This window comes from Streptomyces sp. NPDC048197 (assembly GCF_043202395.1).
Taxonomy (GTDB): Bacteria; Actinomycetota; Actinomycetes; order Streptomycetales; family Streptomycetaceae; genus Streptomyces; species Streptomyces siderophoricus.
This window is the reverse complement of record NZ_JBIDAJ010000011.1, coordinates 103214-119557: the sequence shown is the minus strand read 5'-3', so window position 1 is coordinate 119557 and position 16344 is coordinate 103214. Positions and strand designations below refer to the sequence as shown.

The window sequence follows — 16344 nt, the reverse complement described above, 5'->3', positions numbered from 1 at the left end:
GGTTCTCCAGGAGGGTGGGGGTGGTGACGGGGCGGGCGCGGTCCGGCCGTGCTCAGGCGGTCCAGTCCAGGATGATCTTGCCGCTGCGGCCGCTCGCGGCGTCGTCGAAGGCGGCCTCGAAGTCGGTGTACGCGTACCGGCCGGTGATCACGGGGGCGAGGTCCAGCCCGCCTTCGAGCAGGACGGACATCGCGTACCAGGTCTCGAACATCTCCCGGCCGTAGATGCCCTTGATCGTGATCATGGAGGTGACGATCCGCGACCAGTCGACGGGGAAGTCCTGGGCGGGCAGGCCGAGCATGGCGATCCGGCCGCCGTGCGTCATGTTGGCGATCATGTCGCGCACCGCCTCGGGCCGCCCGGACATCTCCAGCCCGATGTCGAAGCCCTCGCGCAGACCGAGCGCACGCTGCCCGTCGGCGATGTCCGCCTCGGCGACGTTGAGCGCCAGGCTGACGCCGATCTTGCGGGCGAGGGCCAGCCGTTCCTCGCTGACGTCGGTGATCATGACGTTGCGGGCGCCGGCGTGCCGGGCCACCGCCGCCGCCATCAGGCCGATCGGCCCCGCGCCGGTGATCAGGACGTCCTCGCCGACCAGCGGGAACGACAGCGCGGTGTGCACGGCGTTGCCGAACGGGTCGAAGACCGCGGCGATGTCGAGGTCCACCGGGACGCGGTGCACCCACACGTTCGTCGCGGGCAGTGCCACGTACTCGGCGAAGGCGCCGTCCCGGCCGACGCCGAGCCCGACCGTGGCGCGGCACAGGTGACGGCGGCCGGCGAGGCAGTTGCGGCACTTGCCGCAGACCAGGTGGCCCTCGCCGCTGACCAGGTCGCCGGCCGCGATGTCGGCCACGTCGCGGCCGGTGGCGACCACCTCGCCGACGAATTCGTGGCCGATCGTCAGCGGGGTGGCGAGTGCCTGCTGCGCCCAGCCGTCCCAGGCGCGGATGTGCAGGTCGGTGCCGCAGATGCCGGTGCGGAGCACCTTGATCAGTACGTCGCCCGGGCCGATGGCCGGTTCCGGCACCTCCGTGAGCCAGAGGCCCGGCTCCGCCTTCTGCTTGACCAGTGCCTTCACCGCGACGGCTCCCGTACGTAAGAGTGCATGACGTGTCGGGGGCAGTGATGTTCCGGCCACCCGATCTCCGCCGGAAAATCTTCCGTACGACGGGCGCCGGGTCCATCGAGGTTTTCTTAAGCGCGGTGACAGCTGATCTTCACGCCCCGCCGCGGGCCCGCGGCGGGGCGGACGGGCCACGGCCCGGGTCAGGAGAAGATCGCGTGGACCTGGTCGACCGCCTCGGGCCCGTACCCGACCGTGCCGACCGGGACCGCGCCGTCGATCGCGTCGATGATCCGGCCGGCCCAGACCGGCCCGAAACCGCCGCACAGCTCGATCAGTTGGACCCCGTCGGCCACCAGCTTGCGGGCGGCCTCGACGCCCTCCTCGGGCTTGGTCACCCCGATGAACACGCTGCGGCAGGCGCCGGTGTCCACGACGTTGACCTCGCCGCCGGCGGCGCTGCCGGCCGCCGTGTAGATGAACCCCCAGTGGGTGAGTGCCATGCCGTGGACCTCCCGTGGTCGTGGCGATCGCCCGGTCGTGGTGATCGCCGAGGGCACCAGCCAAGCAGAGCCGGGGCGCCGAGGGCACGGATTCGGTCACGCCCCGCCGGTCACACCCCGCCGGTCCCGCGCGGGCCGGGCGCGGGAGTGTAGGGCGCCGGGGACGCGGCCGGCGGAATTCATCACAGGTTGAGCGGGCCTGAGCCGGGGGTGCGGCGGACTCCGTAGGACTGGATGCAACCACACACGGGGCGCGCCGCGCCGCACCACGGCGCTCCGTGTGCTCCGTTCCTGTGCGGCCCCTGGAGGTCAGTGAAGTGAGCCACCGACATGTGAACAAGCGGACCGGCGTCGTCATCGGTGCCGCCGCGGCCGCCGTCATGGGCGCGGCGATCCTGCTCCCCAACGCCAACGCGAGCACCGACCGGCCGCCGGCCCCGCGCACCTTCAGCGCCTCCGCGGCGACACAGCTGGCGACGGCCCTGAAGTCGGACCTCGGCGGTGACAACGCCGGCTGGTACCTGGACGGCGCCAACGGCCACCTGGTGATGAACGTGCTGTCGCAGGACGCCGCCGAGCGGGTGCAGGCCAAGGGGGCGGTCGCCAGGGTCGTGCACAACAGCATGACCGCGCTGAAGGCGGGGACGAAGACGCTGCGCGAGACCGCCTCGGTCCCCGGCACCGCCTGGTCGATCGACCCGCGGACCAACAAGATCGTGGTGGTCGCCGACAAGACGGTCACCGGCGCGAAGATGGCCACGCTCTCCAAGGCCACCCGCGGGATGGGCGCGGGCATGGTCACCGTCAAGCGGTCGCAGGGCGAGTTCCGGCGGTTCGACGGCGGGGCGACGGGCGAGGACCCCGGGACCCCGCCGGGCGGCGACGGACAGAACGGGGGCCAGGGGGCCGACGGGGGCCAGGGAGCCAACGGCGGCCAGGCGAACGGAGGACAGCAGAGCGGCGGTCAGGGCAACGGCGGACAGGGCGGTGGGCAGGGCGACGGCGGACAGGGCAACGGCGGGCAGCAGGGCGGCGGTTCGGCCGCGGGGCCGATCGGCGGCAGCGCCATCTTCGGCGGCAACGCCCGCTGTTCGCTGGGGTTCAACGTCACGGTGAAGGGGGCGCCCGCCTTCCTGACGGCGGGCCACTGCGGCAACGACTCCCCCACCTGGTCCGCGGACCAGGGCGGCAGCCAGCCGCTCGGCAGCGTGCAGGACTCGCAGTTCCCCAAGACCGACTTCGCGATCGTCACCTACGACGACAAGAGCGCCCAGCCGCAGAGCGCGGTGGACCTGGGCAACGGCTCCACCCAGCAGATCACCAAGGCCGCGGAGGCCGCCGTCGGCATGAAGGTGCAGCGCTCGGGGTCCACCACCGGGGTGCACGACGGCACCGTCACCGGGCTGGACGCCACGGTCAACTACGGCAACGGCGACATCGTCAACGGCCTCATACAGACGGACGTCTGCGCCGAGCCGGGCGACAGCGGCGGCTCGATGTTCGCCGGTGACGCCGCCGTCGGACTGACCTCGGGCGGCAGCGGCGACTGCACCCAGGGCGGCGAGACCTTCTTCCAGCCGGTCACCGACGCGCTCAAGGCCACCGGAGCGGAGATCGGCGCCGGCGGAGGCGACGGCAGCGGAGGCGCCGCCGCGGGCGGCGCGGGCGGCGCGGGCGGCGACCAGGGCGCCGGTGGCGATCAGAGTGCCGGCGGGGACCAGAGCGCCGGTGGTGACCAGAGTGCGGGTGCCGACCAGGGTGCCGGCAGTGCCCAGAGTGCCGGGGGTGATTCGCTGACCGATTCGCTGAACTGATCCCGACGTCCGGCCAGGACGTCCGACCACAGCATCCGAGAGCACCATCGGACAACGACATCCGACAACGCCATCCGACAGCGACGTCTGACGGCAACGTCTGACGGCAACACCCGGCAGTAACGGCGCAGTTGACGCCCCGCCCGCCCCCATCCCCAGGGCGGGCGGGGACGTTGGTGGCGACGGGATCCTTGAGTGCGGCGGAACCATAGCGACCGCCTGGGACGCGGTGTCAGAATACCGGCCCTACTCCGACCCGTCCTCAGGGGCACCATGGCGTCGAACGAACTCGATTCCCAGATCCCCGTCTTCCGCGGAGCAGGCCATCTGCTCCGTCTGATCGCCGACCTGACCCGCAGGCCACGCCGGCGGGAGTGTCCGGAACCGGTGCGGCACCGCGGCGTGGCGCAGGGCCGGGAGGGCCTGCCGGTGCTCTGCCTGGTGGCCGGTCCGGACCACACCGCACTCGCCAAGGGCATCGGCTACTTCCTCAGCCACGCCGATCCGCGCCGGGTGCCGCACGTGCTCCACGACCTCGCGGCCGGCGCGCCACGGTCCGAGCCGGAGTCCGTCGAGGCGGTGCGGCGGACCCTGGAACGGCTGGCGCAGGGCTTCGCCCGAAGCGTCAACGGCAGTGACGGCCGGGTCCGCTTCCGCCGGTTCGGCCTGGTCAACTGGCTGACCCAGGTGGGCACCGGCAACCGCCCGGACGACCTGGGCGACATGGAGGGCACCGACCACACCCTGTTACAGGGGCTGCGGGAGCGGGAGTTCCGGCGGCGGCGGATGTTCGGGCTGCTGCGCTCCCCGGAGACCGAGCTGGCGGTCGACGGCAAGGTGCCCTGGTGGGTGTGGCTGTTCGCGGTGCACGTCTTCCCGCTCGCCTGGTTCCGGGTCCGCCGCGGCCTGGGCCGGGAGTACCGCTGGCTGCTCAACCAGCCCTACCTCGCCCCGCGCGACCCGGGCACCTTCATCGGCTTCGCCGAGCGGCTGACCGCACCGCACAACCAGGTCGAGGACCCGGAGCAGTTGCGGAAGCTGATGGTCAACGCGTTCCTGGAGGATCTGCGGGTCGCCTTCCGCCGCCGTCCGTGGCGGCCCCGTACGGCCCGGCGCACCGCGTACTGCGTCGCGCTGCTCGACGGGGTGGGCCCGGACACCTGCGGTCATGCGCTGCTCCAGGCCGTCATCGACGTCCGCAACGAGACCGGCGCCTTCGACCCGCTGCTGATCATCGCCTGCGGTGCCGAGCCGCCGGCCGAGGGCAGCCGGGCCCGGGCGGACTGGGGCCGCAGCGAGCTGTGGGAGCTGACCGACCGGCTCTACGGCGGCTGGCGGGACACCTTCCTGCACCAGGGCCGGGCCCGCAACCGCGCCCCCTGGTACCTGCCGGTCAGCGTGCCGCGGCTGATGCCGCCGTCCGAGGAGAGCTACGAGCTGACCCGGCGGCTGGAGGTGGCGCAGGATGCACGGCTGCGGATCCCCGAACCACCGTTGTGGGCGCGCCGGGTGGTGTCCGTCGTGGCGGTCTGCGCGGTCACCGTCGCCCTCCTGGGCGCGGGCGGCCTGGTGCTGGGCGCGGAGCGCCGGTACCGGCAGGCGCACTGCGGGCTCGGCCGGTTCAACGCCGACGCGGAGACCCTGCGCACCGCGGAGACCGGTGAGTGCATCGGGGTGGCCCGGCACGGTTTCACCTTCCACTCCCCCGATCCGTCGCTGGACCGGACCCTGCAGAAGATCTACGACCAGAACGCCCTCGCCGAGCAGGCGCATGCGGCGTCCCCGGAGCGGCCCTTCGTCACGCTGGTGCATCTGTCCGCGCTGCTCAGCGTCTCGGGCAAGCTCACCGGACAACTCGCCTACGGGCGCGAGGCGTTGCAGGGGGCGGCGAGCGCGCAGTCCCGGCAGCTGCGCAGCAGCGGGGCCACCGAGCCGATCCTGCGGATCTTCCCCGCGAACGCCGGGTCGGGGATGCGGTTCGGCACGCGGGTGGTGGAGATCCTGGACCGCCTCAAGCAGCAGGACGCGTCCCTGGTGGGGGTCACCGGGCTGGACCAGAGCCGGGAGGCGACCAACCGGACGATCCGGAAGCTGACCGCGGTGGGGCTGCCGATGGTGGCGACCACGCTGTCCGCGGACTCGCTGGTGCGCCAGTCCCCGATGTACTTCCAGGTGTCGCCGCAGAACACCCGGGAGGCGGAGGTCGCCGCGGCCTACGCCGACCACGTGGTGCGGACCGGTGCGGGCAGACCGGCCCGGCGGGTGCGGATCATCGCGTCCGCCGATCCCAGCGACACCTACAGCCGGACGCTCAGCGACGACGTCGAACGGCGTTTCCGGGCGCGGGAGTTCGCGGTGGAGCGGACGTCGTTCACGCCGCCCCCGCCGCCCGGCCAGGAGCCCTCGTCGGACGCCCCGGGCCCCGGCACGGTGGGGCAGCGGAGCTGTTCGTACCCGGGGGTGGTGTTCTTCGCGGGGCGCTCGGAGGACTTCGAGTCGCTGCTCGGCGGGATCAACGAGTCCTGCAACTCCGCTCCGCCGGTGCTGATCGGCGGTGACGACGTGGCCCGGCTGGCGGCGGACGCGGACCGCCGGGGGCACTATCCGGGGATCCCGTACGACTTCCTGGACTTCACGCTCGGATCGGCGCACTGCGACGGCACCAGCGAGCTGTACGCGGAGCTGAGCCGGCTGTTCCCCGAGGACTGCGCGAAGGTCCCCAACTCCTCGCTCGACGGGCATGCGGCGCTCGGGTTCGACGCGGTGAAGCTGTACGTCAACGCGGTCAAGCAGCTGCGGGAGGAGGCCGCGCAGATGCCGCTGACACCGCCCGCGGTGTGGCATGCGATCAGCGGGGTGCACGGGGACGGGGCGCTCGACGGGGCGAGCGGGATCATCAGCTTCGGCGGTGAGGTGGACCGCCAGGTGCCGCTGGACAAGCTGCTGTCGGTGCAGCACATCGACAAGAGCGGGCGGCCCGTCCAGGCGGGATTCTGCGGCCGGGTCGGCGGGCGCAAGCAGGCGGCGTGGTGTCCCGCGCTGGAACGGGAGGAGGGCTGAGGCGGGCTGACGCACCGGCCGGCCGGGGCGCGGTCCGGCGCGGGTCAGGGGGCTTCGGACGAGGTGACGGTGAACAGGCCGCCGTCGGGGTCGCGGACGACGGCCTGGCTGCCGTTGCCGTCGGCGGTCGCGGTCACCGGGGTGACGGTCCCGCCGGCGGCGACCGCGGCGGCGGTCACCTTCTCGATGTCCTCGACCGGGAAGTGCACGTGCCAGCGCGGCCGCACCCGCGGGTCCGGGGCGGCCTCCACCCCGCCGCCGCGCAGGGTGGCCACGGTGTGGGTGCCGTCGTGCACGATGACCTGGTCGTGTTCGTAGGTGACGTCGCAGCCGCCGGGCCGGCCGGAGGCCCATTCGAAGACCTCGGCGTAGAAGATGGCGGCCTCGAAGGCGTCGCGGGTGCGCAGTTCCAGGCAGGCGGGGGCGCGGCCCTGCCCGACCGACCAGGCGAGGGTCTGGCCCTCCCAGAAGCCGAAGGTGGCGCCGTCCCGGTCGGCGGCCAGCGCGGCCCGTCCGGGGCCGAGCTTGAGCGGGCCGACCGCGACGGTCGCGCCGCGCTCGCGGATCCGGTCGGCGGTCACATCGGCGTCCTCCACCGCGAAGTACGACGTCCAGGCCACCGCGACCTGGAAGCTCTGGGCGAGGGCGCCCATGCCGGCCACCGGCTGCCCGTCGGCCATCGCGACGGAGAACTCCTGGCCGAGGCTGGCCGGGCGGAACCGCCAGCCGAGGACGGCGGAGTAGAACTCCTGCGCCGATTCGAGATCGCGGGCCATCAGGCTCACCCAGCACGGAGCGCCGCGCACCGGGGTCGTGGGGCCATGGGCCGACATGACATCTGCCTCCTGTCGCTTCGCACCCCCACCGGACCCCCTCCCACTGTGCCAGCGACGCAGCGGGGCCGCACCGGGGCGCCCCGCGCGGGGCAGCGCAGTTGTGCCGGTCTTGATCAGGCTCGATGCTGTAGGTACTGAACCGGGCTGGGTTGATGCCATGAACGCATGGAACGCGGCGGAGATCGCCGACTTCCGTGGTCCCCTCGACGTCACCAGGGCGGCCACAGCGGTGCTCGACGCCCGGGACCTGGTCATCGGGTGGAGTCCGGCGGCCCAGCGGCTGCTCGGCTACCGGCCGGAGGAAGTCATCGGGCGCCCCTGCGAGACGTTCTTCCCCGGCGCCGAGGCGGCCGGGAGCGCGTGGCCCGGGCAGTCGGCACCCACCTCGCTGAGCATCGACCGGCCGGGGACGGCACGGCACCGGGACGGCCGGCTGCTGCGGGTGGCGGTCACCACCTGTGCGCTGGAGACCGCGCCCGGCGGCTCCGCGCCCGGAGCGCCGGCCTGCATCCTGGTGGCGACCGCTCTGGACGCGCAGCAGGAGTGGGAGTCCCGGCAGGCGATGCTGCACGGGCTGGCCACCCAGTCGCCGGTGGGGCTGGGCATCTACGACACCGATCTGCGGGTGACCTGGGGGAACTCCGCGTTCGTGCGGGAGATCGGGCTGCCGCTGCGGGAGTTCCTCGGCACCCGGGCCGAGGCGCTGTACCCGGGCGGCGAGTTCGTGACGGAGGGGTACCCGCGCACGCTCGACGCGGTGATGCAGCAGGTCCTGGAGACCGGTGAGCCGGTCCTCGACCTGCACTTCGTCGGCCAGCAGCCGTCCGAGCCGGGCCCGGACCACGTGTGGTCGTGCTCCTACTACCGGCTGCAGGACGCCCACGGGCAGGTCCTCGGGGTGTGCGAGGACGCCTTCGACATCACCGACCGCTACCAGGCGCAACGCCGGCTGAACCTGCTGGTGGCGGCCGGCACCCGGATCGGGACGACGCTCGACATGACGGTCACGGCCCGGGAGATCACCGAGGTCGCGGTCCCGGACTTCGCCCGGACGGTCACCGTGGACCTGGTGCGCCCGGTGCTGGAGGGCGAGGAGCCGGCGCCGGGGGACGGTACGGTGCCGCCGCTGGTGCGGGTGGCCACGCGCAGCGCCGGTGACCCGCCGGACGCCGTGCCGCACGGCCCGTACGGCATCGAGTATCCGCCGGGGTCGCTGCCGTACCGCAGTCTGTCCTCCGGGGGGATGGTGCGGGCGGAGAACTCCATGGTGGTGCCGCTGCGGGCGGGTGGCGCCCCGATGGGGCTGGTCACCTTCACGCGGGGCGCGCACCCGTCGGTGTTCGACAAGGGCGAGATCGAGCTCGCCGACGAGCTGGCCACCCGGACGGCGGTGTGCCTGGACAACGCCCGCCGCTTCACCCGGGAGCACACCGCCGCGCTGGCCCTGCAGCGCAACCTGCTGCCGCAGCACGTGCCGGAGCAGTCCGCGGTCGACGTGGCGTACCGCTATCTGCCCAGTGACGACCGGGCCGGGGTGGGCGGCGACTGGTTCGATGTGATCGGGCTGTCCGGGACCCGGGTCGGGCTGGTGGTGGGGGACGTGGTGGGCCACGGCCTGGAGGCGGCGGCGACCATGGGGCGGCTGCGGACGACGGTCCGCGCGCTGGCCCAGCTGGACCTGTCGCCCGACGAGCTGCTGAGCCGGCTGGACGACCTGGTGGGGCAGCCCGCGGAGGAGGGCGCGGGCCAGGTCGGCACCACCACCGGCCCGGACGACGTGGCCACCGGCGTGACCTGCCTCTACGCGGTCTACGACCCGGTGTCGCGGCGCTGCACCATGGCCCGGGCCGGTCATCTGCCGCCGGCCGTGGTCGACCCGTCGGGCACGATGTTCTTCCCCGAACTGCCGGCCGGTCCGCCGTTGGGCCTGGGCGGGCTGCCGTTCGAGTCGCTGGATCTCGAACTGCCGCCGGGCAGTCTGGTCGCGCTGTTCACCGATGGGCTGGTGGAGTCGCCGCACCGGGACGTCGACGAGGGGCTGGCGGTCCTGAGCCGGGTGCTGGGCGAGCACCACCGGCCGCTGGAGGAGCTGTGCGACCGGGCGATGGCCGAGCTGCTGCCGGACGGGCCGGCCGCCGACGACTCGGCGCTGCTGCTGGTGCGCACCCGGGAGCTGGACGCGCGGCAGGTGGCGGCCTGGGAGCTGCCGGCCGAGCCGGCCGCGGTGGGCGCGGCCCGGGAGCTGGCGACCGCGCAGCTGCGGGAGTGGGGCCTGGAGGAGCTGTCGTACGCGACCGAGCTGGCGGTCAGCGAGCTGGTCACCAATGCGGTGCGGCACGCCTCGGGGCCGCTGCACCTGCGGCTGCTGCGCGATCTGACGCTGCTGACCGAGGTGTCCGACACCGGGCACACCTCGCCGCACCTGCGCCACGCGGCCAGTGAGGACGAGGGCGGGCGGGGGCTGTTCATCGTCGCGCAGCTGGTGCAGCGCTGGGGCACCCGGTACACGCCGTACGGCAAGACCATCTGGACCGAGCAGGCCTTCCCGGCGCGGTATCCCGGGGCGCCGCGGCCGGTGGCCTGAGCGGGTGCGGGGGCCGCGGCCCGGCGTCGTCGTGCGGGTGTTCGGTACCCGCCCCATCATGGAACCAAGCGAGGTCCCGGCGACCCGGCGGGCGCGGACGAAGGAGGACCTGTGACGACCAACGGCAAGGAGCAGCCGGCCGAGCACCGGCCGGCCGAGCTGTACACCGGCAGCGAGCGGCCCTACGACCCGGAGGACCTGGTACGGGCGTCCGGGCGCGAGCCGACCCCGTCGAGCCTGGCCTGGGCCAGGCGGCTGATGGACGAGGAGGGGCCGGGCGTCATCGAGCGGTATCTGCCGTGACGGCCGCGCGCTCCGGGGGACGCTCCTGAGGGTCTTCTTCCGGATCTCCCCGACGGCCCCGCGCCGGCTGCTGCTGCGGCGCGGGATTGCGGAGGCGCAGGGATGGACATCGAGATCCTGGCGGCCGGTGCGCTCGGCGGTGTCCGGGTCGAGCGCTGGGCGCGGGCGCTGTCCGCGCCCGGCCGGCCGGCCCATCCGGTGCTGTCCCCGGACTTCGCGCGGGCGGTCGGCGGGGTCCGGCCGGCCGCCCGGGTGGCGGTGCTGGAGAGCGACGGGCGGTGCGGCTGGCTGGGCTTCGAGGAGCGCGGGCACGGCGTCGGCGAGGTCATCGGCAAGGGCTTCACGGACGTGGGCGGGCTGGTCTGCGAGCCCGGGCTGCCGCGGCCCGACTACCGTGCCGTGCTGGCCGCCTGCGGGCTGGCGGTGTGGCGGTTCGTGCAGGCCGAGCCGGCCGGTCCGCCGCTCGGCGGGGCGGGTACCGCGGTGCCGCCCGGGGTCCGGCTGCTGGGACGGGTGCCCAGTCCGCTGGCCGATCTGACCGAGGGCTACGAGGCCCACCGCACGGCCGTCCGGCGCCGTTCGCCCGCCTCGGCGAAGTCCCTGCGCAAGCACGAGAACCGGCTGGCGCGCGGTGAGGTGCCGGTGCGGTACGTCTTCGACGAGCGCGATCCGCGGCTGCTGGCGACGATGCTGCGCTGGAAGTCGGCGCAGTACCGGGCGAGCGGCTGGTCCGATCCGCTGGCCGCGGAGCGCGGTACGGAGCTGGCGCGGGTCCTGGCGGGGCTGCGCACGCCGACGTGCACGGGCGCGCTGTCCGTGCTGTACCTCGGCGACGAGCCGGCGGCGATGCAGCTCACGCTGCGTTCGGCGACCGTGCTGACCTGTTGCGTCACCGCCTTCGACCACCGGTACGCGGCGCATTCGCCGGGGACGGTGCTGCTCGGCCGGGTGATCGCGACCGCGGCGGAACGGGGGGTGACCACCGTCGACCTGGGCACCGGCGACTCGGAGTACAAGCAGGCGTTCACCACCGAGGAACGCACCCTGCCGCAGGGCCTGTTGTGGCGGCCGACGCTGGTGGCGGGCGGCGCCCTGCTGCACGACGCGGCCGAGCGCACGGCACGGGACTTCATCACCGCCCGGCCGTGGCTGCGGTCCCGGGTGCGGGGCGCGCTGCGGCGCTACGGGTCACTGCGCGGCTGAACGGGCAAGCGGCCAGGGCGGGTTGGCCGGGCGCGGGGCGGGTCATGCGGCGACGGCGGCGTCCTCGGACAGCAGGAACGCCGTGTTCACCAGCGCGACATGGGTGAACGCCTGCGGGGTGTTGCCCAGTTGGCGGCGTTGCGCGGGGTCCCATTCCTCGGAGAGCAGTCCGACGTCGTTGGCCGCCGACAGCACCCGGGTGAAGAGTTCCCGGGCGGCGTCCCGGCGGCCGGTCGCGGCCAGCGCGTCGGCGAGCCACAACGAGCAGGCCAGAAAGGCGCCTTCGGTGCCGGGCAGTCCGTCGACCGCGGTCCGTCCCACGTAGCGGCGGAGGAAGCCGGCGTCGTCGAGGCCGTCGCGCACCGCGTCGACGGTGCGCACGACCCGGGGGTCGTCGGGCGGCAGGAAGCCGGTCTTGACGATGAACAGGGTGGCCGCGTCCAGCTCCCGGCTGCCGTAGTGCTGGACGAACACCCCGCGTTCCCGGTCGTAACCGTGCGCGCAGACGTCGGCGTGCACCGCGTCGCGCATCGCCTGCCAGCGGTCGACGGGGGCCGGGAGGCCGGTCAGCCGCGCCATCCGGACCGCCCGGTCCGCGGCGACCCAGGACATGACCTTGGAGTGCACCCAGTGCCGGCGGCCGCCGCGGCCCTCCCACAGGCCCTCGTCCGGGTCCTGCCAGTGCGCCTCGATGAAGGACATCAAGGTCCGCAGCAGGCCCCAGACATGGCGTTCCATCGGGATGCCGGCCCCCAGCGCGAGGTAGAGGGTGTCGACGACCTCGCCGTAGATGTCGAGCTGGAGCTGGTCGACGGCGGCGTTGCCGAAGCGGACCGGGGCGGAGTGCTCGTAGCCGGGCAGCCACTCGGCGGCGGTCTCGGGCAGCCGCCGTTCACCGGCGACGCCGTAGACGCTCTGCAGGTCCCGCGGGTCGCCGGCGATGGCCCGTACCAGCCACTGCCGCCAGGCGGCCGCCTCCTCGCGGAAGCCGCCGCGCAGCAGGGCGGACAGCGTCATGCTGGAGTCGCGCAGCCAGCAGAAGCGGTAGTCCCAGTTGCGGACGCCGCCGAGGTGTTCGGGCAGGGAGGCGGTGGCGGCGGCGACGATCCCGCCGGTCGGCCGGTAGGCGAGGGCCTTGAGGGTGATCAGGGAGCGCAGGACGGCCTCGCGCCAGGCGCCGTCGTAGCGGCAGCCGGCCGTCCAGCGCCGCCAGGCGTCGGTGGTCTCCCGCAGCGCCCGGTCCGGGTCGATCCGGTGCGCGTTGGGCAGGTGGGAGGGCTGCCAGGTCAGGACGAACGGCACCCGCTCGCCGGCCCGTACGGTGAACTCCGAGCGGGTGCTGGTGTCATGGCCGTAGGTGTGCACGCCGGGGGCGAGCCGCAGCCAGGCGGAGTCCGGGCCGGCGACCGCGATGCGGTGGTGCTCGGTGCGCCGCACCCAGGGCGCGATCCGGCCGTAGTTGAAGCGGAGTCGCAGGTCGCCACGCATGTCGACGCTGCCGCGCAGGCCCTCGACGAGGCGGACCAGTCTCGGTGACTGGTCGCGCTGCGGCATGAAGTCGACGACCCGGACGGCGCCGTCCGGGGTCTGCCAGGTGCTCTCCAGGACCAGGGTGTCGCCGCGGTAGGCGCGGCCGTCGCACGGCCCGCCGGACACCGGGGCGATCCGCCAGTGGCCCTGCCGCTCGTCGCCGAGGAGGGCGGCGAAGCAGCTGGGCGAGTCGAAGCGGGGCAGGCACATCCAGTCGATCGAGCCGTCCCGTCCGACCAGGGCGGCGGTCTGCAGGTCGCCCAGCAGGGCGTAGTCCTCGATGCGTCCGGGCATGGCGTCCCCTCGGAGGTTTCCATTCTGCGCGCGACGGCGGCGGGGCGCGCGGTCCGCCCGTGCGGCGTACACTCCACGGCGCCCGACTGGCCCGCTTGCGGTGGATATGAGATCGTAGGAGGCTTTTTTCTGCAGCGTGGGATCCCCCTCACACGGGGAGGAGGGACGCTCCATGACGCGGCGGCGGTGGGTGCCCGAGGGCACCGACCAGGACGTTCCGAACGTCGCCCGGGTCTACGACTGCTACCTGGGCGGTTCGCACAACTTCGCGGCGGACCGGGAGCTGGCCCGGGAGGCCGTCGAGATGTGGCCGGACCTGCCGCTGATCATGCGCGCGAACCGGGCCTTCATGCGGCGGGCCGTGCAGTTCCTCGCCGGGGAGGGCATCACCCGCTTCCTGGACATCGGCTCCGGACTCCCCACGTTCGGCCCGGTCCACGAGGTGGCGCGGGTGGTGCAGCCGAAGGCACGGGTGGTGTACGTGGACATCGACCCGGTGGCCGTGCAGCACAGCAGACTGCTGGTGGCCGGTGACCCGCTGTGTGCGGTGGTCGAGGCCGACATGCGGGATCCCGCGGGGCTGCTGGGGCGGCCCGCGGTGGCGGAACTACTGCGTCCGCGCGAGCCGGTGGCGGCGCTGCTGCTGGCCGTGCTCCACTTCGTGACGGACGAGGAGGACCCGGCGCGGATCGTCCGGGAGCTGACCGCCGCGCTGCCGCCGGGCAGTGCCCTGGCGCTGTCGCACGGGTCGCGGGAGGGCCGGCCCGATCTGGTGGAGAAGCACGAGGACCTCTACGCACGGGCGTCGGCGCCGCTGACCATGCGTACGCGGGAGCAGATCGTGGCGCTGTTCGACGGATTCCGGCTGCTGGAGCCCGGGGTGGTCTACCTGCCCGAGTGGCGTCCGCAGGATCCCGCGTCGGTGGGCTCGCATCCGGAGCTGATCAGCGGCCTGGCGGGAGTGGGGCTGAAACCGTGAGTTCCCTGGCCGGGGGGCGCGTGGACGCCGCCGCGGTCCGCTTCCGCGACTCCTGGTCCCGGCTGTTGCGGCAGGGCCACGGCGCCGCGGTGAGCCCGGGGGTCCTGGGCCCGCTGGTGTACCGCACGGCCGAGCTGCTCAGCCGGGCCCACGGGGAGGAGCCGTTCGATCCGGGGCCGGCCGAGCGGGCCGGGGCGCTGCTGGTGGAGGCCCAGTTCACCGATCCCGTGGTGCTCGCCCACGCCGTCGAGCTGCTCCAGGAGTGGCCGGCGCCGGACGGCCGGGGGCCCGCGCTGACCGGGGCGTTCGCGGCGGGCTGGTCGGCCGCGCTGCGCGACCGGATGCTGCGGGAGCAGGAGGCGATCCGGCGCGCGGTGGACCTGGCGCGGCGGGACGCGGAGCGGGCGCTGTACGCGTCGGAGACCCGGTTCCGGGCGATGTTCGAGCGCGCGGCGATCGGCATCGGCTTCGCGGACCTGGACGGGACGCTCATCGCGGTGAACGGCGCGCTGCAGGAGATGTTCGCGGCCACCGCCGAGGACATGCGCGGGCTCAACGTCGAATCGCTGGTCCACCCCGACGACTCGGCCGGTGTCTGGGAGACCTACCACGCGCTGGTCAGGGGCGAGCGGGAGAACTTCCAGTGCGACAAGCCGTACTTCCGGCGGGACGGCGAGGTGCTCTGGACGCATCTGACGGTCTCACTGATCCGCGACGAACAGGGCACGCCCCGTTACCAGGTGGCGATGCTGGAGGACATCACCGACCAGCACCGGCTGCAGGAACGGCTGCGCCATCAGGCCACGCACGATCCGCTGACCGGGCTGCCGAACCGGACGGCGTTCTTCGAGCGGCTGGAGGCGCTGTTCGACGATCCGGGGCCGGGGGCGCGGTTCGGGCTGTGCTCGTTGGACCTGGACGGCTTCAAGAACATCAACGACAGCCTGGGCCATGACGCGGGCGACCAGCTGCTGGGGGCGGTCGCGGACCGGCTGCACTCCGGGGTGGCGCCGCTGGGTCACCTGGTGGCGCGGCTGGGCGGGGACGAGTTCGCGGTCCTGATGGAAGGGAGCCAGGGGCCCCAGGAGGGCATCGCGGTGGCCCAGCGGGTGCTGGGGTCGCTGGCGCCGCCCTTCCTGATCGGCGATCAGCAGCTGGTGGTCAGGGCCAGCATGGGAGTGGTGGAGCAGCCGGTCTCCGCGACGACGGCGAGCGCCGCGATGCGCAGCGTGGACCTGACGCTGTACCGGGCGAAGAAGGAGGGCCGCGGCCGCTGGACGCTGTTCGATCCGCAGCGCAACGCGGTGGCGGTGAGCCAGTACGCGATGTCGGTGCGGATTCCGATGGCGCTGGACCGCGGGGAGTTCTTCCTCGACTACCAGCCGCTGTGCGCACTGGACGACGGGGCGATGGTGGCGGTGGAGGCGTTGGTGCGCTGGCGCCATCCGGAGCTGGGGGTGCTGGGCCCGGACGAGTTCATCACCACGGCCGAGGACAGCGGGCTGATCATCCCGCTGGGCCGCTGGGTGCTGCTGCACGCCTGTGAGCAGGCGGCGCGCTGGGCGGCGCGGTTCGGTGACGCGGCGCCGCGGATGAACGTCAATCTGGCGGTGCGGCAGGCCCGTAACGCCGGGCTGATCGCGGACATCGACCGGATCCTGCGGTCGAGCGATCTTGATCCGGGCCGGCTGCAGCTGGAGATCACCGAGAGCGCGATGCTCGGCCCGCGGGACCCGGCGCTGCAGGCGCTGCACGAGCTGGTCGGCATGGGGGTCTCGCTGACCGTGGACGACTTCGGCACCGGCTGGTCGAACCTGGCGTACCTGCGGGACCTGCCGGTCTCCGGGCTGAAGATCGACGGGTCGTTCGTGTCCGAACTGCACGCGTCCGGAGAGGATCCGGTGGGCTGGCGGATCATCGGCGGCATGGTGTCGCTGGCGCATTCGCTGGGGCTGTCGGTGACGGCGGAGGGCGTGGAGACGGCCGCGGACGCACAGCGGTTGCGGTCGATCGGCTGTGACTGCGCACAGGGCTGGTACTACGGCCGTCCGGTGCGTCCCGGGGAGATCACCCGGCGGATCGTCGAGGCGGCGGGCGGCACCCGCGCCGACGGGGAGGGCTGAACGGCCCCACGAACCCCCGAAGATAATTTCTCCGGCATTTTGGACATAT

The 16344-nt window shown here is 73.6% G+C and carries 11 protein-coding genes; 7 read left to right on the top strand and 4 right to left on the bottom strand.

Annotated features, from left to right (window positions below; genetic code table 11):
• Nucleotides 1-52: 52 nt before the first annotated feature.
• Both tdh and ACGF4C_RS17365 read right to left on the bottom strand, forming a co-directional pair.
• A complete protein-coding gene (gene tdh / locus ACGF4C_RS17370; RefSeq protein WP_030411091.1) occupies nt 53-1081 on the bottom strand; it encodes an L-threonine 3-dehydrogenase in 1029 nt (342 codons plus the stop codon).
• A 188-nt stretch (nt 1082-1269) separates the two neighbouring features.
• Nucleotides 1270-1569 (bottom strand): DUF6506 family protein, encoded by a 300-nt coding sequence (locus ACGF4C_RS17365; protein WP_030411092.1) that lies wholly within the window; start codon nt 1567-1569, stop codon nt 1270-1272.
• Between the two features lie 302 nt (nt 1570-1871).
• Between ACGF4C_RS17365 and ACGF4C_RS17360 the strand changes: the two genes are divergently transcribed.
• On the top strand, nt 1872-3383 hold the full coding sequence (locus ACGF4C_RS17360; protein ID WP_393567246.1) for a S1 family peptidase: 1512 nt from the start codon (nt 1872-1874) through the stop codon (nt 3381-3383).
• 273 nt (nt 3384-3656) lie between these two features.
• Entirely contained in the window at nt 3657-6443 is a 2787-nt protein-coding gene (locus ACGF4C_RS17355; RefSeq protein ID WP_393567098.1) for a hypothetical protein, read from the top strand.
• Nucleotides 6444-6487: 44 nt separating this feature from the next.
• On the opposite strand, the gene ACGF4C_RS17350 is transcribed toward ACGF4C_RS17355, so the two are convergent.
• The gene (locus ACGF4C_RS17350; RefSeq protein WP_393567096.1) at nt 6488-7276 is read right to left on the bottom strand and encodes a VOC family protein; all 789 of its coding nucleotides are present in this window, start codon (nt 7274-7276) and stop codon (nt 6488-6490) included.
• A 160-nt stretch (nt 7277-7436) separates the two neighbouring features.
• Between ACGF4C_RS17350 and ACGF4C_RS17345 the strand changes: the two genes are divergently transcribed.
• The 3 genes from ACGF4C_RS17345 to ACGF4C_RS17335 all read left to right on the top strand — a co-directional run bounded on the left by ACGF4C_RS17345 (nt 7437) and on the right by ACGF4C_RS17335 (nt 11369).
• Nucleotides 7437-9863, top strand: a complete 2427-nt coding sequence (locus tag ACGF4C_RS17345; RefSeq protein ID WP_393567095.1) for a SpoIIE family protein phosphatase — start codon at nt 7437-7439, stop codon at nt 9861-9863.
• Nucleotides 9864-9974: 111 nt separating this feature from the next.
• Nucleotides 9975-10166 carry a hypothetical protein gene (locus ACGF4C_RS17340; RefSeq protein WP_030411097.1) on the top strand — a complete coding sequence of 64 codons (192 nt, stop codon included), beginning with the start codon at nt 9975-9977 and terminating at the stop codon, nt 10164-10166.
• A gap of 102 nt (nt 10167-10268) precedes the next feature.
• Entirely contained in the window at nt 10269-11369 is a 1101-nt protein-coding gene (locus ACGF4C_RS17335; RefSeq protein WP_393567093.1) for a GNAT family N-acetyltransferase, read from the top strand.
• Nucleotides 11370-11411: 42 nt separating this feature from the next.
• On the opposite strand, the gene ACGF4C_RS17330 is transcribed toward ACGF4C_RS17335, so the two are convergent.
• A complete protein-coding gene (locus ACGF4C_RS17330; protein WP_393567092.1) occupies nt 11412-13193 on the bottom strand; it encodes a glycoside hydrolase family 15 protein in 1782 nt (593 codons plus the stop codon).
• Nucleotides 13194-13365: 172 nt separating this feature from the next.
• Here ACGF4C_RS17330 and ACGF4C_RS17325 point away from each other — a divergent pair, with 172 nt between their 5' ends.
• Together ACGF4C_RS17325 and ACGF4C_RS17320 are read left to right on the top strand one after the other, a co-directional pair.
• Nucleotides 13366-14172 carry an SAM-dependent methyltransferase gene (locus ACGF4C_RS17325; protein ID WP_393567091.1) on the top strand — a complete coding sequence of 269 codons (807 nt, stop codon included), beginning with the start codon at nt 13366-13368 and terminating at the stop codon, nt 14170-14172.
• Nucleotides 14169-16295 (top strand): putative bifunctional diguanylate cyclase/phosphodiesterase, encoded by a 2127-nt coding sequence (locus ACGF4C_RS17320; RefSeq protein WP_393567089.1) that lies wholly within the window; start codon nt 14169-14171, stop codon nt 16293-16295. The genes ACGF4C_RS17325 and ACGF4C_RS17320 overlap by 4 nt, the downstream gene beginning before the upstream one ends.
• The last annotated feature ends 49 nt before the right edge of the window (nt 16296-16344 follow it).